Annotated in this window: 22 protein-coding genes; 8 read left to right on the top strand and 14 right to left on the bottom strand. The window is 62.0% G+C overall.

Annotation, left to right across the window (positions count from 1 at the left end; all coding sequences use genetic code 11):
• Positions 1–1,250 precede the first annotated feature (1,250 nt).
• From ACQR0W_RS29065 to ACQR0W_RS29075, 3 genes are all read right to left on the bottom strand, one after another.
• Positions 1,251–1,916, bottom strand: coding sequence for a hypothetical protein (locus ACQR0W_RS29065; RefSeq protein ID WP_434840819.1), 666 nt, complete (start codon positions 1,914–1,916; stop codon positions 1,251–1,253).
• Between the two features lie 24 nt (positions 1,917–1,940).
• The gene (locus ACQR0W_RS29070) at positions 1,941–2,210 is read right to left on the bottom strand and encodes a hypothetical protein (RefSeq protein WP_434840818.1); all 270 of its coding nucleotides are present in this window, start codon (positions 2,208–2,210) and stop codon (positions 1,941–1,943) included.
• 92 nt (positions 2,211–2,302) lie between these two features.
• Entirely contained in the window at positions 2,303–2,488 is a 186-nt protein-coding gene (locus ACQR0W_RS29075) for a hypothetical protein (protein ID WP_434840817.1), read from the bottom strand.
• Positions 2,489–2,575: 87 nt separating this feature from the next.
• On the opposite strand from ACQR0W_RS29075, the gene ACQR0W_RS29080 reads away from it, so the two are divergent.
• Positions 2,576–2,980: a hypothetical protein gene (locus tag ACQR0W_RS29080; RefSeq protein WP_434840816.1), complete on the top strand. Its 405-nt coding sequence runs from the start codon at positions 2,576–2,578 to the stop codon at positions 2,978–2,980.
• Positions 2,981–3,899: 919 nt separating this feature from the next.
• On the opposite strand, the gene ACQR0W_RS29085 is transcribed toward ACQR0W_RS29080, so the two are convergent.
• Complete coding sequence (locus ACQR0W_RS29085) at positions 3,900–4,118, bottom strand: helix-turn-helix domain-containing protein (RefSeq protein WP_042340407.1); 219 nt, start codon at positions 4,116–4,118, stop codon at positions 3,900–3,902.
• Between the two features lie 118 nt (positions 4,119–4,236).
• Between ACQR0W_RS29085 and ACQR0W_RS29090 the strand changes: the two genes are divergently transcribed.
• Positions 4,237–4,653 (top strand): hypothetical protein, encoded by a 417-nt coding sequence (locus tag ACQR0W_RS29090; protein WP_434840815.1) that lies wholly within the window; start codon positions 4,237–4,239, stop codon positions 4,651–4,653.
• Between the two features lie 321 nt (positions 4,654–4,974).
• Here the strand turns inward: ACQR0W_RS29090 and ACQR0W_RS29095 are convergent, their stop codons facing one another.
• From ACQR0W_RS29095 to ACQR0W_RS29110, 4 genes are read right to left on the bottom strand one after another with little or no spacing between them, the layout of a single operon-like run.
• Positions 4,975–5,427, bottom strand: a complete 453-nt coding sequence (locus ACQR0W_RS29095; protein WP_434840814.1) for a Zn-ribbon domain-containing OB-fold protein — start codon at positions 5,425–5,427, stop codon at positions 4,975–4,977.
• On the bottom strand, positions 5,424–6,620 hold the full coding sequence (locus tag ACQR0W_RS29100; RefSeq protein ID WP_434840813.1) for a thiolase C-terminal domain-containing protein: 1,197 nt from the start codon (positions 6,618–6,620) through the stop codon (positions 5,424–5,426). The genes ACQR0W_RS29095 and ACQR0W_RS29100 overlap by 4 nt, the downstream gene beginning before the upstream one ends.
• Positions 6,621–6,637: 17 nt before the next feature.
• Positions 6,638–7,579 (bottom strand): PDR/VanB family oxidoreductase, encoded by a 942-nt coding sequence (locus ACQR0W_RS29105; protein ID WP_434840812.1) that lies wholly within the window; start codon positions 7,577–7,579, stop codon positions 6,638–6,640.
• 9 nt (positions 7,580–7,588) lie between these two features.
• Positions 7,589–8,908: a Rieske 2Fe-2S domain-containing protein gene (locus ACQR0W_RS29110; protein WP_434840811.1), complete on the bottom strand. Its 1,320-nt coding sequence runs from the start codon at positions 8,906–8,908 to the stop codon at positions 7,589–7,591.
• Between ACQR0W_RS29110 and ACQR0W_RS29115 the strand changes: the two genes are divergently transcribed.
• From ACQR0W_RS29115 to ACQR0W_RS29125, 3 genes are all read left to right on the top strand, one after another.
• Positions 8,907–9,365, top strand: a complete 459-nt coding sequence (locus ACQR0W_RS29115; protein ID WP_434840810.1) for a hypothetical protein — start codon at positions 8,907–8,909, stop codon at positions 9,363–9,365. The two genes, ACQR0W_RS29110 and ACQR0W_RS29115, sit on opposite strands and share 2 nt — an antisense overlap.
• Before the next feature lie 240 nt (positions 9,366–9,605).
• The gene (locus ACQR0W_RS29120) at positions 9,606–10,745 is read left to right on the top strand and encodes an acyl-CoA dehydrogenase family protein (RefSeq protein WP_434840809.1); all 1,140 of its coding nucleotides are present in this window, start codon (positions 9,606–9,608) and stop codon (positions 10,743–10,745) included.
• 38 nt (positions 10,746–10,783) lie between these two features.
• Positions 10,784–11,995, top strand: coding sequence for an ABC transporter substrate-binding protein (locus ACQR0W_RS29125; RefSeq protein ID WP_434840808.1), 1,212 nt, complete (start codon positions 10,784–10,786; stop codon positions 11,993–11,995).
• A 106-nt stretch (positions 11,996–12,101) separates the two neighbouring features.
• On the opposite strand, the gene ACQR0W_RS29130 is transcribed toward ACQR0W_RS29125, so the two are convergent.
• Both ACQR0W_RS29130 and ACQR0W_RS29135 read right to left on the bottom strand, forming a co-directional pair.
• A complete protein-coding gene (locus ACQR0W_RS29130; protein ID WP_434840807.1) occupies positions 12,102–12,878 on the bottom strand; it encodes an SDR family NAD(P)-dependent oxidoreductase in 777 nt (258 codons plus the stop codon).
• 57 nt (positions 12,879–12,935) lie between these two features.
• The gene (locus ACQR0W_RS29135) at positions 12,936–13,799 is read right to left on the bottom strand and encodes a MaoC/PaaZ C-terminal domain-containing protein (RefSeq protein ID WP_434840806.1); all 864 of its coding nucleotides are present in this window, start codon (positions 13,797–13,799) and stop codon (positions 12,936–12,938) included.
• A gap of 142 nt (positions 13,800–13,941) precedes the next feature.
• Between ACQR0W_RS29135 and ACQR0W_RS29140 the strand changes: the two genes are divergently transcribed.
• Genes ACQR0W_RS29140 through ACQR0W_RS29150 form a run of 3 tightly spaced genes read left to right on the top strand, consistent with a single transcriptional unit; the run spans position 13,942 to position 16,509 of the window.
• Complete coding sequence (locus tag ACQR0W_RS29140) at positions 13,942–15,108, top strand: thiolase domain-containing protein (RefSeq protein WP_434840805.1); 1,167 nt, start codon at positions 13,942–13,944, stop codon at positions 15,106–15,108.
• A gap of 1 nt (position 15,109) precedes the next feature.
• Positions 15,110–15,514 carry a Zn-ribbon domain-containing OB-fold protein gene (locus ACQR0W_RS29145; RefSeq protein ID WP_434840804.1) on the top strand — a complete coding sequence of 135 codons (405 nt, stop codon included), beginning with the start codon at positions 15,110–15,112 and terminating at the stop codon, positions 15,512–15,514.
• A gap of 35 nt (positions 15,515–15,549) precedes the next feature.
• Positions 15,550–16,509, top strand: coding sequence for an NAD(P)H-dependent flavin oxidoreductase (locus ACQR0W_RS29150; RefSeq protein WP_434840803.1), 960 nt, complete (start codon positions 15,550–15,552; stop codon positions 16,507–16,509).
• Positions 16,510–16,537: 28 nt separating this feature from the next.
• On the opposite strand, the gene ACQR0W_RS29155 is transcribed toward ACQR0W_RS29150, so the two are convergent.
• From ACQR0W_RS29155 to ACQR0W_RS29170, 4 genes are read right to left on the bottom strand one after another with little or no spacing between them, the layout of a single operon-like run.
• Positions 16,538–17,734, bottom strand: coding sequence for an acyl-CoA dehydrogenase family protein (locus ACQR0W_RS29155; RefSeq protein WP_434840802.1), 1,197 nt, complete (start codon positions 17,732–17,734; stop codon positions 16,538–16,540).
• 6 nt (positions 17,735–17,740) lie between these two features.
• The gene (locus ACQR0W_RS29160) at positions 17,741–18,889 is read right to left on the bottom strand and encodes an acyl-CoA dehydrogenase family protein (RefSeq protein ID WP_434840801.1); all 1,149 of its coding nucleotides are present in this window, start codon (positions 18,887–18,889) and stop codon (positions 17,741–17,743) included.
• A gap of 57 nt (positions 18,890–18,946) precedes the next feature.
• The gene (locus ACQR0W_RS29165) at positions 18,947–20,185 is read right to left on the bottom strand and encodes a cytochrome P450 (RefSeq protein WP_434840800.1); all 1,239 of its coding nucleotides are present in this window, start codon (positions 20,183–20,185) and stop codon (positions 18,947–18,949) included.
• A gap of 24 nt (positions 20,186–20,209) precedes the next feature.
• Positions 20,210–21,313, bottom strand: a complete 1,104-nt coding sequence (locus tag ACQR0W_RS29170) for an NAD(P)-dependent alcohol dehydrogenase (protein WP_434840799.1) — start codon at positions 21,311–21,313, stop codon at positions 20,210–20,212.
• Positions 21,314–21,369 lie beyond the last annotated feature (56 nt).

The raw sequence follows: 21,369 nt of genomic DNA on the forward strand, positions 1-21,369 counted from the left end.
GATGGTGCAGGGTGGCGCCGTGTGATTTCGTTGCGCTTCTCGGGAGATGAAAAGCTAGGCGCCTGAAAAAATGGTCGGAGCGGCAGGATTCGAACCTGCGACCCCTGCGTCCCGAACGTAAGTAGCATGCGAAAAGATCAACGAAAACAATGAAGTTTGCTCACGATTGACGGCCTTTATCGCCGTTCGTTCACGGGGTTTCGGTGGTCAACCGGTGGCCAGCTTCGGCTTGCGCCTGAGCAATTCGCTGCAACGACATCTGCGCCCGTCAACAGCATTGGCAGCTCCCGGCAGAGCTAGTCGATCGCACCAGGGCTTTGGCCGGAGAAGTTCAAATAGCTGCTCCGACCCGATGGACCGCCCGCCTCCCTCTCAAGCTGCCAACCGGGGAAACGAGCGGAGCGACACCCCCTTCAGTACTGCGATCACTATTACGGTAAATCACACGCAGCACTCGATGGTGGGTACGACAGGGATCGAACCTGTGACCCCCACCATGTCAAGGTAGTCCGGGACACAATTTCTCGCGTGAAATCAAAGCGAAAAGGCCAGTAGAGCCCAAAACGGAGCGTGAACGAGACTCGAACAAAGCGCCATTTACTGTTGACGTGCTGTTGACGGACCCGGCTTTGTCGTTCGACGCGCGAGTTCTCGCATCTCGGCACCTCAGGCGACATCATCCCGGAATGCTGGGTGACATCGAGCGGAGTAAGCACACGGCAATGCCCATGATCCTGACCATCGAGGAAGAGTGGGACGTTTGGATGCACGGACCATGGGACGAGCCCAAGGCACCGCAGCCGCCGGGTGTCCAATGGCACGCCGAAAGTCGTAAAGCCTGGCACGGACCAGGAAGATCGTGCTGCGGCTTAAGGTTTCCCAGCCATTATCTCAGCTAGGTCCGTTGATGCTTCAACAACCGAAGTCTCAAGCCTGCCTCCTGCGTGGTCCGTCCAGGGTGAATTGCTGACTTGACGGGGCGGCCGGATTACGTCGTGAATGACCCAATTCGGGCCTATCGAAATCGAAAAAGCACTTAACTTGGATGGAACCGAGGCGCTGGGACGGGCACCACGGCGGATGAAGATGGACGCGACTGCTTTACGCAACGCTTTCGGCTGACAGGCTCCGCCGAGAGTTGCGCGAAGCTCAGGCCGAATCCGTAAAGAGTCAGCCAGCCTTGGCCATTGCGCTGGAGATCGCCAAGGATGCTTTCGCCCGCTCTCCGGCCGGGCGCATGCTAGGTCGCGTTACTGCAACTCGCGCACGTCCGCGATGAACACTTGGACGCACACATCGCCGACCAAGACGCTATCCTTGAGGTTGTAGGGGACCTTGGAAGGGTAGTCTTCATATCGAGCGATGCCCGCGCGGCACTCGGCTTCGCTACTGTAGCGCCGCAACGATATGATCCCGCCGTCGCTCCACGTTTCCTTGGCGTTGCCCGCCTGCATGCGTACTTGCGTGATGATCCAAAATTTGTAGCTGTGGTCATCCGGGCCTTTCGGGCACACCGTGTAATGGCCGTTCGCGTCGGGATGCGGCGCGCCGAGACTGGGCTCACCGCTACACGCGTAGCGGGTAGCGGGCGGTTCGCCCGTCAGATGCGAGCGCTGCTCTTGCAAGAACCCGATCAACCCAATCGCGTCGCTGCTAGTCTGCATGGCGTCGGTGCATTTCTTGAATTTCGCGCTGGCGTCGTTGGGCTGACCTAAATCACGCTGCCCCATCTCTTTGCCCGCATCGAAGCAAATGCTGTCGGCCGCCTTCTTAGCCTCCGCCGCCGCACGCTGGGCGTCGGCGATCTTCGCGTCGAGTGTCTGCACTGTGTCGGCGGCATTCGCACGATGCGCGATGCTGAAAGCCGCCATGGCAGCTATAATACGCACGGCCTTTGTCGGCACATAATTGACCATCGAACTTGCCTCCGTTCAATGTCTTCAAATCTGCTTGTTTGCTCCCGCAGGGATCTCGCGAGATGCCCCGCTCCAATCGATACGTCGATTAGTTTCCTTAAGTTCGGTCAGTTTCAAGCTGAGATCATGGTCGTTCTCTGGAAGCTTGCGCCAGCGAAACGTCCAATTCGGTAGGCTCGCGTCGCTCGTCTCGACTTCTGTCGAACAACCGAACAGACCGTCGGTAGGCATGGTCGGGGCAACGGTCAAAGCAAAGAAATTTATTTCAACCAACAACTCATGAGCAGTCTTCATAAGAATAACCCTCCTTTTGCCCCGCTGGGCGCTTGCCCGTCGAGTGCGGGCGCGAGTCACATACGGATGGTTGCCAGCGTCAAGGGGAAAACTCAGGGGACCAAGCGCCAATGCTGATGACCAGCCATCACCGCGCCAGCGTTGAGTTCGAATGTGCTGTGATCGTGGGTTAGTAGGTTGAGCTTGGCGTCGCGTCCGTCGTTCCAGACCTCCAGCACTTCGGCGCGCATGGTGGTGTCTGTAGTCCCTTCGAAAATCTGTCCGACCACGAACCTCATGTTGCTTCCCCTCCCGTCGAGATTGCGCACCATACCACATTGTGCAATGGTTGTTCTATGCAACCTCCGATCTTTATTCGGAAGCTCATGGCTCCGGTTGAAGTGAAGCTTGTGCTGTCGGCGCTGGCGCGCGAATGCCATCTGATTTCGAGCGACCCCAAACGCGAGCTAGGCGGACGCATCGCGCTCGACATCATCATGCCGAAAGTCGAGCGCGACGTTCTTGGTTGGTCAAAGAACATCGGACGCGAAGTGAACGACGGGAAGCCGCCGCGCGTTCTCGCGCTGTTTATGATGATGAATGTCGTCCGCGATTATCTGGCCTCGGGCAGGTTTCACGTCGTGCGCGGAAGGCTGTCGATGCAAGGGTCCGCGCTCAAGGGCTTGAATGCCTACTGTCTTACCGAACTCGCCAAGCTCGGCGCGATGACCGCAGACGACGTGCGCGCCGCGTCGAAAGCGACGAATGAAGAAATCGCCGTTGTTGGCTAACTGAGAAAGCCGGCGACGGTCCGCAGGACAGAGCAGCCCTAGGGCAGCACACTAGCGTCACGTCTGCATCTGGACCGCAGCGGAGGCTTGGCTCCCGTCAGCTTACCCTTATTCCAAGGCGCTCGCGTGCGGATCGTCGGGGCAGCGTTCTCTTGATCTTGCATGTCACACTCCTCGGTTACAGGGACCGAAAAGCATGAGCCGTTGGCTAGGGCATTGGAATTGGCCGGGCCTTGGGACCCGGCCAATGTCGGTTTAGGGCTATTCGCGTCGTGCCGATCGCCGGCCCGCCCCTTCTGGTCTGCCCCAATCAGCGGACATATTTTGATACTGTCCAGGTTGAAAGCGAGCCGCGCGCGGGCGCGCGCATTTCGAAGGCGCGACCGAGACGCTCCTACATCGGTCAGCCATCGATGGCATGACTCACCAGCTCCAGCATCCTCGAGCCGCGCGACCATAGCTACCATATGTGGCCCATAGTGATATCGCCGATTGACGAAACCTGCGCGAGAGCGCCAGCTTGGAAGGGTTTCGACAGTTGAATACTTTCAAGACGCGTTCGGACAAAAGTTAGCTCCAGGCGCGATTGAACTGAAATAGCTTTTCTGGATTATCCGAATTAAAGCGGCCCGAAGATCGCTCCTCACCCGCGGGATGGAGGATGGAGATAGTCACTCTACTGAAATCATGCTGCAGATCGGCGCGCCCGCGACCCAACAGTTAGGAGCCGCGATCTTGGGCTATTTTGACGTGTGACAAGAAGTCGCCGGTTCTGAACTTCAACAGGTTAGAGAACGATTCAGAGCGAAGCAGCCGAAGTCGTCAGCCGTCTTAATTCAGGCTTGGCTTCAGAGGCAACCCGTGGTGGCGTGGCAATCGTCCTGAGCTGTAGGTGAGTGCCAACGCGTGAAGCAGCCTGTCATCGCACCAAGCGAACTCCAGGATGATCGCCGTCGATGAATTGAACGCCCGCGGCCTCAAGAGCGCGCCTGACAGCCGCCAGATTGTTGATCGACGGAATCCGGCGGCCTTTTTCGAAATCACGAATTGTACTCTCGCTCAAATTGGACCGAGCAGCCAATTCAGCCTGAGACCAGTCGAGCAAACCACGAGCCGCCCGAGATTGATCGGGAGTCATTCAACCGCCATTTCATGGGAACACGATTTTCGTTTAACAGCCACGAAAAGCGTTGACATCCGCGAATATAAACGCTAACCGTGTAAAATTATCGGTTTCCGTGTACCGAGCTGAAAAAATGCGTGATCACGCCGAAGGCACCAGCCCCGAGGAAGCTACCGGAGACCTGGACGCTCCTTTGGTCGCCTTCGAAAACCAGTTCTTGGCGTTGATAGCTGAACTCGATCGTGACGGTGAAAACCTCATGCAGTCCGACGAGTACCTGACGGCGCGGGATGAGGCCCTCCTGGCCCGCCTTGATCCCGTTGAACGAGCCATCATGGGGACTCCCGCCTATACGATGACGGGCTTGAGCGTGAAGGCCCGTCACTTGGCCTACGTTCTGTCGGAGTATTGGGAAGCCCCAATCGATCAAATAGGTTGGGAAGGACGAGCGGTGCGTCTGCTCGTTGAAGCGATATGCAACGTCGCAAGCACGCCCCTAAGCATCCGAGATGCCATAAGTCGGAAAACAGCAGACGGAAGGTGGCGATAGAGACGCCGACGGGTGAACGTGGCGATTGAGCGGCTCCTCGCTCAGTCGGGGGTTCAATGCGCTGGGGCGCTACCGCCTTTCCCCACACCAAGCAAGCCTACGATATCTCATCCAGTCCTACTCATGAGGCGATCGAGGTTGGTGGGGATGCGGTCAAGTTGCGCTCCAAACTCGACCTCCGGCTCCTGCCATGGCGGGTAGAACCACAGCTGAACAGACCCGCTCTCGCTCGTTACGGCCGGCAAGTCGGCGCTAGAGAACCTTGCGTGGCCACTGAACTCGGCCCCCAAGGGGCCCTTACAAGCCGTTACTGCGGTAAGCCTAACGGAGACGCCAATGCAGCAGCGCGTATGGCCGATCCCTTTTGGGGTGATGCTCGAAGAAGCCGAAAACCTCGGCTCCGATCGTGACCTCTTGCATGGCCTCGCCCAGGAGGTTGCCGACCATGCGGATTCCGCCTGCATGCGGCATTTCCACCAGGACTGCGAGATACGGCCCTTGCTGCCGGAGTGCCGGATGCGAGGGATGCCAGACGCGCTCCCAGCTGAAGATGCGGCCTTGCGGGGCAATCTCGACCCAGTCGGGATCGAAGGCATGACATCGATGACAGATCCACTCCGGACCAAATTGCCAGGTCTCACATCTGCTGCAGCGCTGCACGAGGAGCCGGCCCTGGCGCAAGCCCTCCCAGTAGGGTGCTGAGAGCCCGTCCGGTTCGGCCGTCGGAATCGGCAGCCCCTCGGGAAGATAGAAGGATCTCTTCGAGTCGCTCACAGCGTCGCCTCCGAGCCGAGGAGAAGATTGCTGACAGGCGTGACCATCGGGCCGCCAATCACCATTGCGACGTCATTGCGCTTGACGGGGTTCACGGACGTGCCGCGCACTTGGCGCACGGCTTCCAGCACCAACTCGAAACCATGCATGTAACATTCGGCGAGATTCCCGCCGCTGGTGTTGAGCGGAAGACGCCCTGAAGGCGCGAGCAGGTTTTCGGGCGTCAGGAAGTCGTTCGCCTCCCCGGGCGCGAAAAATCCATGCTCCGCCAGCGCCATGATCACGCCGCCCGTGAAATTCTCATAACTCTGAACGACACCGACGTCCGCAGGGCCGAGACCGGCCATGCGATAGAGATCGGCTGCGACAGTGTCGAAGCTCGCACCGGCATAATGGGGCGCGTTATGCGGTGCGGCTCCGGCACGATATTCGGATCCGACCGCAGCGCCCAACAGGTACGCTGGCTTGCTCCGGAACTCGCGGGCGCGCTCTGCCGCGACGAGCACGACCGCAGCGGCACCGTCATTCTCCATGCAGCAATCGTAGAGATGGAACGGCTCCGTGATCCAGCGCGAGGAATCGTACTTTTCAGGATCGAGCGTCTTGCCGTACATGATCGCGCGTGGATTGGCCTGCGCGTGATGGTAGGACGCCAGCGCAACCGCGCGCAGCGCCTCCTGGCGCACGCCGTGCTCGTACATGAAGCGGCGCACGCGCATGGCAAAGCGTTGCGGGGGAGCCAGCACGCCATACGGCATCAGGTAGGCCCTCTCGCCCGAGACCGTGTCGACGTTGCCGGACTGGCCGAAGCGGCCGTGCTGGCCCTGGGCCAGCGATCTGAACACGACAACGCAATCGGCAAGACCGGCGACGATCGCGGCCGCGGCGTTGGCGACAGCGGCGCAGCAGCCGCCGCCGCCGCCGCCCCATTGCATCGTCGCGCTGCGAAGCTGATGGATGCCAAGCGCAGCCGCGAGGCGAGATGCTTCGCTGCGGTCATCGCCATAGGACGAGAAGCCGTCGATCTCGCGCGGATCGATCCCGGCATCCTCGCAGGCAGCGAGGATCGCCTTGAGTGCCAGTTTGAACTCCGGATCCGGCGAGGCCCCATGCCGGAAATACTCAGTCTCGCCGATGCCGACAACGGCGACCCGGCCTCGCAGCGTGCGCTCTAATCTCTGCGTTGAGTTCACATTCCCTATTTGCACATCTAGAGGTCTAAGGTCAGGGTCTTCGATTTCGCGCCCGAGCAGCAGATCATCATCGTCCTGTTCGCCGCCTGTTCTTCCGTGCTGAGAAACTGGTCGCGGTGGTCAGGTATGCCGTCGAGGACGCGCGTCTCGCAGGTACCGCAGACGCCTTCCATGCAGGAAAAGTTCGCGGCGATCCCGGCCTCCAGGAGCGCATCGAGGATCGATTTTCCGGGACCCACCAAGATGGTACGATTGCTGCGGGCAAGGCGGAGTTCGAAGCCGCCTCCCACCGCGGCGGCTTGCTTGGCCTTGAAGTATTCGACATGCACCAGATCGGCGGGCCGCTCGGCAGCTGCCGTCTCGAAAGCCTCCAGCATCGCTGCTGGGCCGCAGCAATAGAGATGCGCGTCCGCCGGCGCCCGCGCCACGATGCCGGCAACGTCGAACACCCGGCCCGGCCGCTCGTCGTCGAAGTCAACATGCAGGACGTCAGGCCGAACCGTATCGAGTTCGTCGAGAAATGCCGCCGCTCGGCGCGATCTTGCGGCATAGAACAGCTCCCATCGTCGTCCAATAGCCTCGAGACGACGAACCATCGACAGCAGCGGGGTAATGCCGATCCCACCTGCAATGAGGATCGAATGATCGGCGTGCTCGACAAGCGCGAAGTTGTTGCGCGGGCAGGATGCCGTGACCGTGTCTCCAGCGCGGATTCGATCATGGACGAATGCCGAGCCGCCGCGACTTGCCGGATCCCTGTTGACGGCGATCACATAGCGCTGCCGCTCCCGCTGGTCGTTCACCAGCGAGTAGGATCGAATGAGGCCGTTCGAGAGCTGCAGATCGATATGAGCGCCGGCGGTGAAGGGCGGGAGCTCGGCATCATCAGGCGCAACGAGCTCGTAGGAGTTGATGTTCTCGGCTTCGGGGGTGATCCGCTTCACACGCAGCTGCAGCATCGCGGCGCCTCACACCTCGTAGCCGAAATCGGCCCCGAGCCTGGCTTTCATGAAGGGCGCACCGACGTCGGCCCACTGCTCTTCCGGCGGCAGTCGGAGCGATACCGCCCGGACCATGAAGACGTCAGGATCGGTGGCGCCCTTCGGCTTCACGCCGTTGTCTCGGTACGCACCCAGAGCTTCGAGGATGAACCGCCGCGTCATTGCAATGCCGGTATCGCTGGAGCAGAGGTTTTCCCTGGTGCGATCGAAGATCGGCGATACCCCGCTCTGGCACGCGCCATCCTGCACCCAGAGCCCGGGCAGGCCCGAGAACCACGTGGTCCGCTGTGCTTCGTAATCGAACTGGAAACCGTTCTGCGGATTGTACCTGGTCCAGTACCCGGCATAAGGAACCGTCACCGGCTGCTGCACCAGCGCATGACGACTGGCATGGCCGCTCTCGCGGCCGTTGTGACCTTCCGCGAAGACCTGCCGCGTCTTCGGCAACAACGGCTTCGAAGGATGATACGAGAACATTATGCAGAGGGTGTTCTCGTCGTCGATCGGGACCCAGGCGTGCCCGCTCAGATCGGGGAACGGAGAAAGGGGCGGCACCAGCGTATAGAACGGCAGGAGGAACTGGTTGACCCGCCAGTACAAGGTGTTGGCGTCATAATGGCGCCGCGCGGCGATGCTCATTCCGAAGTCTTGCTTGATGCACTCGAAGGTCGGGCGAAGATCGCGCTTTTGAATCCAGGCGCTGGTGGTACCCTGGGAATCCAGACGTCCATGCAGCAAAGGCGCATGGGCCGAGTCGATTTCGCCCTCGACAGCCTGTAGCCAATTGCATTCCTGGACCCGCAGCGAGATATGCACCTGATCCTGCGGCACCAGATTCCATTCGACGTTGGGCAGCGGCGGAAGATCGACCTGCTCGGGACCCATGTAGGCCCAAATCATCCCGTTGCGCTCCTTGCAAGGGTAGGCCTTGATGCGTACCCGCTCCTTGAGGCGACTGCGAACCGGTTCGGCGGGCATGTCTGTCACCGCGCCGGTGACGTCGAACTTCCAACCGTGATAGACGCAGCGCAGCCCGCAATCTTCATTGCGCGCAAACACCATCGGCGCTCCGCGGTGCGGGCATGCCTGGTCGACCAGGCCTACCCGCCCTTCGGTGTCCCTGAAGGCAACCAGGTCCTCACCAAGCAACCGGATACGCTTCGGCTGACCGTCGGCAGCGAGGTCAGTCGAGGGCAGGAACGGAATCCAATAAAGCCGGAACAGGTCTCCGAGGGGAGTCCCCTTTCCGACCCTGACGAGGCGCTCATTGTCTTCGTGCGTGAGCATGCGCTTCCTCCGTAGGCAATTGCGCGGTGCTGGTTTCCACGAGAGTCTTCAGGAGCGCAGCGACACGCTGTTCGAGGCCAAGCTCGCGTGCCGCCCAGAGCGGATCGGAAGCCGCGAGCGGCGCGCGTGGGACTGGCGGGTCCTCGCCTCTCTCGACCAGCCCAAGGATGATTTCCATACGCCGGCGCTCGAGCTCTCGCAGAGCATCTTCGATCACGGCGCTCTCGACGCAGCACCCGGGAAGCTCGGGGTAAGCGAGACGAACCCGCCATTGGCCGGGCTCACTCTCGGTTGCCTCGGCCTGCAAGAGATACGGTATCGACAACAGTTCCTGCAGTCCCAACACATCACCTCCTGGGCGCCTCGCCGCGCTCATTTTCTCGAACGCCTGCGCGCGAATGCCCAAGCACCGCAGGCCTGGTCGGCACCGGGGCAAAATGCCCGGCGCCGGACGTGAAGGCTGCCCGGAGTTGAACCCGGCGAGATGAATGCGCCGCCAAGTCTCGTCACTCCTGCACTGAATGAATCCGGCGCGACTGCATCTGCCTTTTGTTCTGCCGGATTGGCCTGCCCTACCGCCGCAGCTTGCACGCGAGACTCGCGTTGCGGAGCCCCGCGTATTTCGCCCCTCGACAATGCACTATCCTGCATCTATAATGGTCCAACCATTGAGATAGTCAAGGAGAATTGCGCTGTCATGAGCTTCACTGAGGAGCAGGTCGCCTTTCGCGACAGCATTCAGAAAGTCGTCGCCAAGCATGTGGCGCCGATAGCGGCCGAGATCGACGAGACCGACCGCTTCCCCGAGGAGATCGTGAAGATCTTCGGTGACATGGGGCTGATGCAGCTCTGGGTCCCCGAGCAGTATGGCGGACCCAACGGCAACCTCACCATGATGTGCATCGCGCGGGAGGAGATCTCGAAGGTCTCGCCGGCATGTGCCTCGATTGCCGGCCTCAACACCATGTTCATCATGCCGCTGCTGCACTTCGGCTCAGAAGAGCAGCGCAAGCGGTTCTTGCCGATCATCGCCAGGGGCGGTGTCGTCACGGCGATCGCCATCTCCGAGCCGCAGGCAGGCTCGGACGTCTCGGCGCTCAATACGCGAGCCCGCAAGGATGGTGACAGCTACGTCATCAACGGCCGCAAACAATGGTGCAGCTATGGCGTTGCCGCCGACTACATCGTGCTGATGGCGCGCACCAGCGACAGTCCCGGCTCAGAGGGCATCAGCGCCTTCATTCTCGAGCCGAAGAAGATGCCCGGCATCAGCTTCGGCCGCCACGAGCGCAAGATGGGTTTCCGCGGCGCGCCGAACACGCCGATCTTCCTGGATAACGTCCGCGTCCCTGCCGAGAACCTCGTCGGCGAGGAAGGCAAAGGCTTCAAGGCCTCGATGCGCGCGCTCGACCTCAATCGACCGACGATCGGCGCCCAATGCGTTGGCCTGGCGCAAGGCGCGTTCGAGGCCAGCCTCGCCTACGCCAAGGAACGTAAACAGTTCAAGAGAAGTATCTCCGAGTTCCAGGGCGTCCAGTTCATTCTCGCCGACATGGCAATGCAGATCGAGGCGGCGCGTGCACTGGTCTACGAATGCGCCCGCGCCGGAGATGACGGCGACTGGCAGCGCCTCAACCTGCTTGCGAGCATGGCCAAATGCTTCGGCAGCGATATGGCGATGAAGGTCACGACCGATGCGGTGCAGATCTTCGGGGGCTATGGCTACACCATGGATTATCCCGTCGAACGGATGATGCGCGACGCAAAGCTGACCCAGATCTTCGAAGGCACCAACCAGATCCAGCGTCTGGTGATAGCCCGTGAACTCCTGCGATAAGTCAAGAAACCAGAAAAACATAATTGGGAGGATATACCGTGAGCCGTCGATCCGCTCTGTCGTGTTCGATCTTCGTCGCCGCGCTGTTGTCGTTTGCGAGCGCACATGCCCAGAAGGCCTATGGGCCCGGCGTCAGTGACACCGAAATCAAGCTCGGCCAGTCGACGCCGCTCAGCGGCCCGGCCTCCGCGTTCGGCGCCGGGGCCGGACGGGCGGTGGTGGGCTATTTCGACATGCTCAACGAGCGCGGCGGCATCAACGGACGCAAGATCAGCTTCACCCAGCTCGACAACGCCTACAGTGCGCCGAAAGCCATCGAGCAATCCCGAAAGCTCATCGAGGATATCGGCGTGCTGGCGGAGGTCGGCACGATCGGGACGGTGCCGAACGTCGCGATCCAGAAATATCTGAACTCCAAGAAGGTGCCGCAACTCCTGATCACCGCAGGTGGGCGCCGCTTCAACGATCCCAAGCAATTTCCCTGGACCATTCCGCTCTATCCCGACTTCGAGACGGAAGGCCAGGCGATCGCCAAGTACATCCTCAAGACCAAGCCGGACGCCAAGATCGGTGTTCTCTACCAGAATGACGACTTCGGAAAGGATTACCTGAAAGGTCTGCGCGCCGGACTGGGTGAGAAGGCCGGTCTGATCATCGCCCAGGTCTCGTATGAAATCGCCGACCCGACCATCGACTCTCAGATCGTGCAGTTGAAATCCGCCGGCGTCGACACGTTGATAGAGCAGTCCTCAGCCAAGGCCGCGGCGCAATCGATCCGCAAGGTCCATGAACTGGATTGGCATCCGCTGCACATCATTGGCGGCTCGACTGCCTCTGTCGAGACGGTGTTGAAACCGGCAGGCTTGGAGGCCTCGCGTGGATTGGTCACCACGCAGTTTCTCAAGCAACCGGGAGATCCGGCCTGGGCCGAGGACGACGAGGTCAAGACCTACAAGAAGTTCCTCAAGAAGTACGCGCCGTCAGTCAACCCCGACGATTATTCGGTTCTCGTCGCCTACATGAACGTCAATACGTTGACGGCTGTGCTCAAGGCATGCGGCGATGATCTGACCCGTGAGAGCCTGCTTCGCCAGGCGACATCGCTCCATGGCCAGCGCATGCCGATGATGCTGCCCGGTATCACCATCAGCACCACGACCGAAGATTATGCGCCGTTCAAGACTCTGCGCATCGCCGTTTTTGATGGGACCAGCTGGACGCTCTCCGGCGAACTGATCACGGCAGATTGAGAGAAAAGAGCCGGTGGGGCGCGTCTCGTGCGCGCCCCACCGCAAGTTTGGCCTTCGTTTTTCGGCACCGCGACAGTCGTGATGCTTGAGGGAGGACGAAGGCGGATCAAAGACTGATATGGAATCCGCCATTGACTCCGATGTGCTGGCCCGTCGTGTATGAGGCTGCATCCGAGAGCAGGAAGCAGACGGTCTGGACCACCTCATACGGCGTCGCCCAGCGCGCCAGCGGGATCTGCGCCAGCAGGCCATCGCGGAATTTCTCGCCGCGAACGACCTCGGTCATCGGCGTTTCGACCACGCCAAAGCAGATCGAATTTGCCCTGATATTGTACTTGCCCCATTCGCGCGCCGCGGTCATCGTCATTCCGAGCAAACCCGCCTTGGCGGCGGCATAGTTGATCTGCCCAACCGAGCCCTTTCGTCCTGCGTCCGACGAAACGTTGACGATGGCTCCGCCCGATCTGTCGCCGTCCTTGGCGCGCTCGACGAGGTGGCGCCCGACGGCCTGAAGCCAGAGAAAGGCGCCAGTGAGATGGACGTCGATGACCTCCTGCCATTGACGCATGCTCATCTTTTCGATCATCGCGGGCCGGATGATGCCGGCATTGTTGACCAGCCCGTTTACCGAGCCGAACCGGCCGGCGGCCTCGGCAACTGTGTTGGCGGCGAGCTCCGCGTCGGTGACGCTGCCGACGACCTTCATCACACGGTCCGCCGGCAGGGCAGCCAGGACGGTCCCGAGCGCTTCGGCATTGAGATCGACGGCGACGACATTCGCTCCAAGCTCGACGGCCAGTTCGGTCGTTGCCTTGCCAATTCCCTGTGCAGCGCCGGTGACGACCACCGTCCGGCCTTGCAGCGACACCATGTTCTTCGTCATTCGCGATTCCTTGGGTTCGTTGGTAAAGGTTGCTTCTTGCGCATCTGCGCAGCCGATTCAGACCATTGCCCAGCCATGGCTGAGCACCAGCGCCTCTCGCTCGAGGACGCGTGCCTGGAACGCGATGCGGTCGTCAAGACGCCAGCATTCCAGCTGGATCATGTCTCCTGGAAAGACCGGCGCGGACATGCGGGCGCGGATCGCTTTCAGCCTTGACGCGTCGCTGTCGCAGAACGCTTCAACCAGGCCGCGGCAGGCAAATCCGTAGGTCGCAAGTCCGTGCAGGATCGGCCGTGGGAAGCCGGCCTTTGCAGCAAAGGCGGGATCAATGTGCAGCGGGTTGAGATCGCCAGACAGTCGATAGAGCACCGCCTGGTCCGGGCGCGTGGGCAGGGTGATCACCAGATCCGGCGCACGCTCGGGAACGGGCGTAGGCGCAGGAGCGGGCTCGTCGTCGTCCGAACCTTGCGAGAAGCCGCCGTCGCCACGCAGGAATAGCACCTGTTCGCTGACGGCCACCAACTGGTTGGCGGCTTCATCCCATAGCTCCTTCTGGACATGCATGACGGCGCCCTTGCCCTCCCCTTTGTCGACCAGCCGAGCGACGCGGCTCCTGCCGACCAGAATGCCACTTGGGGGAAGCGCGGCATACATCTGCACCGATTGCTCGCCATGCACCATCTTTGCGAAATTAATGCCGAGCTCGGCATTGTCCCGCATCCAGGCGCCCGGCGATGCCAGCACTGTCGCCATGGTCGGAAGCGAAACGAGATTCTTCTCGTACACTAGGCGCAGCTGCCGCTCGTCTAGCGGGTCGCTCGCCGCCCCGACACCCAGCGCATAGAGAATGGTGTCTCGTGCCGTGTAGGCGTGCCGGACGTCGCCGGATCGCCAGGCGCGCGTCTTTGCATAGTCAACCATGGTCGGCAGCTCTCCCCTTGGGACTTGTCCCTATCTACTATTGGTCTTTGGTTGAACCAATGATATATACCCACCCCTATCGTGGTCAATGATGCCGGATGCAGAGAAGCGGCCACGGAGGAACGTGATCGCGAGAGAGCCGATGAGCATTCGACGCAAGGCCTGCATCGCAGGCGCTTATGAACATCCGACGCGAAAGGCGCCGGAAAAGACCGTGGCCCAGCTGCATGCTGAATGCGCGCGTGGTGCCCTGGAAGATGCCGGCCTGCGGCTCGAGGATGTCGACGGCTACTTTTGCGCTGGCGATGCGCCGGGCCTGGGCGCGAACAGCATGGCGGACTATCTGGGGCTTCGGCCCCGCCATGTGGACAGCACCGATACCGGCGGGTCCGCCTATCTGGTTCACGTCTCCCATGCGGCCCAGGCCATTGCGTTGGGCAAGTGCAACGTCGCCCTGATCACTCTCGCCGGTCGGCCGCGCAGCGAGGGATCGAGCGGCGTGGCGCCGAGGCTGGTCGGCGCCGGCACGCCGGATGTGCCGTGGGAGGCGCCTTATGCGCCAGTGACGGTCAACATGTATGGCCTGGCCGCTAACAGGCACATGCATGAGTACGGCACGACCAGCGAGCAATTGGCCTGGATCAAGGTCGCAGCCGCCGCCCACGCCCAGCACAATCCGAACGCAATGCTGCGCGAGCCCGTTACCGTCGACGACGTGCTTGCTTCGCCGATGATCTCCGATCCCCTGCATCGGCTCGACTGCTGCGTCGTCAGCGACGGTGGCGGTGCGCTGGTCGTCGTTCGCCCCGAGATCGCACGCTCGCTCAAGCGGCCCGTCGTCAACGTTCTCGGCGCGGGCGAGGCGATCAAGGGCCAGCTCAACGGGCAGGTCGATCTGACGTTCTCGGGCGCGGCGTGGTCCGGCCCGCGCGCATTCGAGGAAGCTGGAATCAAGCCGTCTGAAATTCGATATGCATCGATCTACGACAGCTTCACAATCACCGTGCTGATGCAGATCGAAGATCTCGGCTTTTGCGAGAAAGGCAAGGGCGGGCGTTTCGTCACCGACGGCAATCTGATTTCCGGCGTCGGCAAGCTTCCCTTCAACACCGACGGCGGCGGCCTCTGCAACAACCATCCCGCCAATCGCGGCGGCATCACCAAGGTGATCGAGGCGGTCCGCCAGTTGCGCGGCGAAGCGCATCCGAAGGTGCAGGTGCCGGATTGCAGTCTCGCCTTGGCCCAGGGTACCGGCGGCCTGCTCGGCTCACGCCATGGCAGTGCCACCCTCATCATGGAGCGCGCGTGAGATGACGACGATTTACCAGGACCGCCCGCTCGGCTCGGCCGTGCATGACGGCGCAACCGAGCCTTTCTTTGCCGCGACAGCGGCCGGATCGCTGCGCATCAAGATCTGTATTTCGTGCCGCAAGCCGCACTGGTATCCGCGCCCCCTCTGTCCCTATTGCCTCGGCGACACTGAATGGCGCGACGCCAGCGGCAAGGGTGAGATCTACAGCGTCAGCGTCACCCGCCGTGCCGGCCCGATTCCTTACGCCATCGCCTATGTGCGGCTCGACGAGGGCGTGACCATGCTGAGCAACATCGTTGACTGCGATCTCGACTCCTTGCGCATCGGACAGCGGGTCCACGTCGTCTTCAAGCCAGCCGAGGACGGGACGATGATCCCGATGTTCGCGCCCGACCAGGGCTAACGAGCCGTACCGATCTTGCCCCAAAGGAGGCGTGCGTGACGCTCGATCCAAGGCTCCGGCAATCGCTTTCCTTGCCTGCAATCTGCGCGCCGATGTTCCTGGTCAGCGGCCCCGATCTCGTTCGCGAGGCGTGCAAGGCCGGCGTGATTGGCGCCCTGCCCCGCCAGAACGCCCGCTCCTTCGAAGAATTCGCTGGCTGGCTGCGCACGATCCGCGAGGATTTGCGCGAACACGCCGCGCAGGCGCCGGGTCCGATTGGCCCGCTCGCCGTAAACTTGTCGGCAAAGACGCCGGACGACGAGATCGGGAAGCACCTGGATCTCTGTGCGGAACAAGGCGTCGGTATCGTCATCACTGTCGGCGGCAATCCCAAGACCATCGTTCAGCAGGCGCATGATCGAGCAATAAAGGTGTTTCACGATATCACCAGCATCCCGTTTGCCGAACGCGCCATCGCGGCCGGCGTGGACGGCCTGATCTGCATCGGCGCCGGCGGCGGCGGTCATTCCGGCACGATCAGCCATCTGGCGTTGATCCGCAAAGTCCGCTCGATCTTTGACGGCACGATCGTGATGGCGGGGGCCATAGCCGATGGCGCCAGCATCCGCGCCGCTGAAGTGCTCGGCGCTGACCTCGCCTATCTCGGCACCCGGTTCATCGCAACCCGGGAGTCCCTGGCACCCGAAGACTACAAACGGATGCTCGTCGCACAGACTTCCGCAGGCCTGATCTACACCGGGAAAGTTGCCGGCGTGGCTGCGAACTGGCTGGTCGAGTCGCTGCGCGCTGCAGGCCTCGATCCGGACGACTTGCCGGAGCCGAAAGGCAAAGGCATGCGGCACGACCATCTACCTGAGGACGCAAAGCCCTGGAAGACGCTGTGGAGCGCCGGCCAGGGTATCGACTTAATCGACGACATTCCCGCGGTGGCTGACCTGGTTGGCCGGCTGAAGCAGGAATATGTTCAGGCTTGCCAGATCCCCGCCATGGCCTGAACGGTTTCGGACGCCGACGCGGCTTGTCTTAGAGCCCGAGAACTTGCCTCGCAATGATATCGCGCTGGATTTCCGAACTCCCGCCGAAGATCGTGTTGGCGCGGCCGTTGAGATGGCGGGGTACCACGCTCAGCAGGTCTTCGGGGATCAGTGGCTCGTCGGCGAGAGCGTGGAGAGGGCGGCGCGTTTCCTCCACCAACGCATTCTGCCCGATGATCTCGACTCCGGCTCGGGTGATGGCCTGATGAATTTCACTGGCCCGCAGCTTGAGGATCGATGACACCGGTCCAGGATTTTCACCTCTCTGCAGCGCAGACAGCACCTTCAACTCGGTGAACTCCAGCGTCTGGAGATCGAGCTCGATCTCCGACAGTTTGGTTGCGATCTCCGGGCGCGTTATCGCGTGACAGGACAGCTCGGAGTTGGCGAGCAGCCGCACTTTCTCCAGCGCGTGCTTTAGTTTCGGCGAGTTGACCCCGCCGCCCCGTTCGAATTCCAACAGATACTTGCCATAAGTCCAACCCCGCCCCTCCTCGCCGACCAGATTGGCCACGGGGACTTCGACGTCGTCGAAGAACACCTGGTTGACGTCGTGGTCGCCGCTGATCATCATAATCGGGCGGATGGTAATGCCCGGCGATTTCATGTCGATCAGCAGGAAGCTGATGCCGTCCTGTTTCCGGGGCTCGTCGCTGGTGCGGACCAGCGCGAACATGCGATTTGCAAAATGCGCATGCGTGGTCCAGATCTTGGTGCCATTGACGATGTAGCACTCCCCACGGCGGGCCGCGCGCGTCTTCAGCGAAGCAAGATCCGAGCCCGACCCCGGCTCCGAATAACCCTGGCACCAGCGGTCCTCGCCGCTGAGGATGCGGGGCAGATAGAACTTCTTCTGCTCAGCGGTCCCAAAGCGCATCAAGACAGGTCCCACCATCTTGATGCCCATGGGCGAGAGCTGCGGTGCCCCGGCGCGCGCGCACTCGGATTCGAAAATCCAGCGTTGCGCCGCCGACCAGCCGGGCCCGCCATGCTCCTGCGGCCAGCCCGGTGCGACCCAGCCGCGCTCGTGCAAGGCATTTTGCCAAGGCGCGACGATCTCCGGATCTGAGAAGAAGGAGACGTTGAGAGAGCTGGCCCGCCGCAGCCCTGGCGAAAGATGCGCAGCAATGAACGCTCGCACCTCATCTCTGAAGCGCTTTTCTTCGGGGGTGAGTGACAGGGACATCGTTCCTCATTCCGGGCGGGAGTTGCCGAACAAAGCGGCGTGACGCTGGAGATGAAAGTCCACGCTTCCGAATAGCCCTTCAAAGACCAGCAGGCGTTTGAAGTAGAAGCCGAGATCGAGTTCGTCCGTCACGCCCATCGCGCCATGAAGCTGAACGGCTTGCTCCGCGACGTAGCGCGCGGCGCGTCCAATCTTCACCTTGGCGCCCGAGGCAGCGAGCGAACGCTCCATCGCATCGGCCTCGTTCCCGATCAGGAGAGCCGCACGCGCCGCCATCGCGTGCGCCTCCTCGCAGTGGATGTACATGTCCGCCAGCCTGTGCCGGATGACCTGGTTGGCGGACAGGGGACGGCCAAACTGGTTGCGCACCTTGGTGTATGCGAGGGTCGCCTCGAACATGGCGCGCATCAGGCCGGCCGCCTCCGCACCGAGTGCGGCGATCGCCCGGTCGACGACGGCCTCGATCGCGGGCAGCACGTCCGCACTCGTTCCGAGGCGGGCATTCGCGGGGACCCGAACGTCTTCGAATATCAGCTCCGCGACACGGCCTCCGCCCAGGCGGGGCGCGTCGCGCAAGCGCACGCCGGCGGCGTCCTTCGGCACCAGAAACAGCGCGAGGCCTCGCCCCTGCTGATCGGGCAACCGCGCCGACACGAGGTGGACGTCGGCCGAGGTGGCATCGAGGACGGCTATCTTCCGGCCGTGCAGCGTCCAACTTTGATCCTCGCTTCTCACCGCGGTCCGAACCACCGAAAGGCCGGCTCTTGCGTCCGTCTCGTAATGCGCAAACGACAGCAACCGCTCGCCGTTCATGACGGCGGGCAGCAAGGTCCGTTGTTGCTCTTCGCTGCCGCACTCCGCGATCAGCCCACCGCCCAGCAACACTGTCGAGAGATAAGGTTCGGTGGCGAGGCCTCGGCCAAGCTCCTCCATCAGGATGGCCACTTCCGGCGGGCCGCCCCCGAAGCCGCCAACGTCATCTGCGAACGGCAGCCCGAGCCAGCCAAGGTCGGCGAAGCGGCGCCAATTGTCGCGCTTGAATCCCTCGGGAGCCTGCATCGCGTGACGACGCGCTGCCGAGTCGTAATGCCCGGCGACGAAACGTTCGATGCTATGGCGCAACATCTGTTGCGCTTCGGTGGGCGCCAAGTCCATACCTACGCTCCCCTCCTGATCATGTGCCGATCTCGGTCGCTGCAGATCGGCAATCGGTTAATGACGTCGTGAGAAGCGGATCGGAAGCCGCTTCAGGCCGCCGACGAACGATGTCTCGGTCCAGGCCGGATCACCGGTGAGTTCGATGCTGCCCACGCGCGACAAGAGCTCGCGCATAAAGGCGATCATTTCGATCTTGGCGAGATACATGCCAAGGCAGGCGTGAATGCCGAAGCCAAAGCCGACATGGCGGTTCGGCGTCCGGTCAGCGACGAATACGAACGGGCTCTCGAAGGCGTCCTCGTCCCGATTTGCGGAGGGGTAGGCCAGCAGCAGGTTGTCGCCTTGCTTGATGGTCTTGCCGCGCAAGGTGTAAGTCTCGGTTGCGGTCCGGAAGAAGTGCTTCACCGGCGATACCCACCGCACCATCTCCTCGACCGCCAACGGAATGAGATCGGGATTGTCCTTCAGCTTGCGCATCTCCGCCGGATTCTCGATCAGGGCGAGCAGGCCGCCGGAGAGCGTTGCGCTGGCGGTGTCGTGGCCGGCGCTAGCGAGCGCCACGTAGTAGGACGAGGTCTCGAACTCCCCAATCGGCTTACCGTCGACCTCGGCCGTCGCAATGATGCTTGCGAGGTCGTCCTTCGGGTTCTGCCGCCGCTCCTGCGCGACCTCCTTGAAGAAGTTCACATAGGCGAAGGTGGCGTCAATCAGGTCACTGCCACGCTGCATTTCCGGATCGCCGCCGCCGAAATAGGCCTTGGTGATGTCGAGCAGGCGCGGCCCATGCTCGTCCGGAATCCCCAGGATGAGCATGATCACCTTCAGCGGGTACCACACCGCGACGTCGTTATAGAAATCGCACTCATTGCCTTTCTGCAGCATCTGGTCGACACTGGCGCGGGCGAGCGACCCGATCCTTTCTTCGAGGCGGCGCACCTCACGCGGCTGAAACCAGGCATGCGTGATCTTCTTGTATTTGGCATGCTCGGGATTATCCATGTGATTGATGGCGCGGACCAGCATTGGACGGCCGGCCATCGCCTCGCGCACCTTGGTCTCGAAATCGATCGACAGGATCTTCGTGCGGGGCGCGTTGATGAAGCGCTCGTTCTGCCGCTCGATCTCGATGATGTCCTGGTGCTTGCTGATGGTCCAGAACGGACGAAATCCCGACGGTTCCGTCCAATGCACGGGATCCTGCTTGCGGAGCTTCGAGAACAGGGCGTGCTGCCTGTCGAGAGTTCCGTAAGTTTTGTGGTTGACGATCGCCTGATCCAGATTCGCTTCCTGCATGGTGTCCTCCCCTCTTGAATTTTTTCAGTTCATCCGCAGCACCGGCTTGATCGTTGCGCCGGTCTCCATGTCCTCGACGGCCTGGTTGATCGATTCGAACGGATAGAAGCTGACGATCCTGTCGAGCGGCAGCTGCCCCCGGCGGAAGAAATCGATCAGCTGCGGCAGGAAGATGCCCGGTACGGCGTCGCCCTCGACGACGCCCCGCACGCTCAAGCCTCCGCCAACCAACACGCTCGCTTCGACGGGAAAGCGGGTCCCACGCGGCGGCGCGGCAACCTGGGCGGACGATCCCCGCTGGCGCAGGCAACCAATCGAAGCCGCGACCACGTCGGGCACCCCCGTGGTGTCAAGCGAATGATCGACGCCGCGCCCGCTGCCTAGCGCGGCTACCGCTTTGGCCAAATCGGGCACCCGGCCGTCGATCGTATGCGTTGCTCCGATCTCGCGCGCGCGGGCAAGCCGTTCGGGACGGACATCGACCGCGACGATCGTGCTGCAGCCCGCCAGCCGGGCGGCCATAATGCCGGCCATTCCGACCGCGCCGACGCCGAACACCGCGATCGATGCACCGGCCCGGGGCGCCAGGACATTCAGCACCGCGCCCGCACCGGTCTGGATTCCGCAGCCGAGCGGAGCAAGCAGCTCAAGCGGCAAGTCCTTCTCGATCTTGACAACGTTCCGCGCCGTGGCAATGGCATGGGTCGCGAACGCCGATTGGGCAAAGAACGAACCGCCGAGTTCGGCGCCACGGTAGCGAAGCCCCGAGCCGCCGCGCCGTTGTCCGAACAGGTTGATCAAGCCGAACTCGTCGCAATAGCCGGGCGCGCCGAGCTGGCACTGCCCGCACGCGCCGCACGAGCCAAAGCTCATCAGGACGTGGTCACCTTCGGCCAATCCGACCACGCCCGCACCGACGCGTTCGATGACGCCTGCGCCTTCATGCCCGAGGATCTTGGGCAACGGCACGGGGATGTGCTGCAGTTTGACGGCAAGATCGGTATGGCAAATGCCGCAAGCCGCGATGCGTACCAGCACCTCGCCGGGCGCCAGATCATCGGACAGATCGCAACTGATCAGCTCGAACAGGCGGTCTGGCGCGAGCGCGACTGCGGCTGTGATCTTCATGCTCGTGTCTGCTCGTTTGGTGGTGCCGCGAAACGCACGAAAGTGAATGCGGCAAA

The sequence above is a fragment of the Bradyrhizobium sp. HKCCYLRH1034 genome (assembly GCF_051168375.1).
Classification (GTDB): domain Bacteria; phylum Pseudomonadota; class Alphaproteobacteria; order Rhizobiales; family Xanthobacteraceae; genus Bradyrhizobium.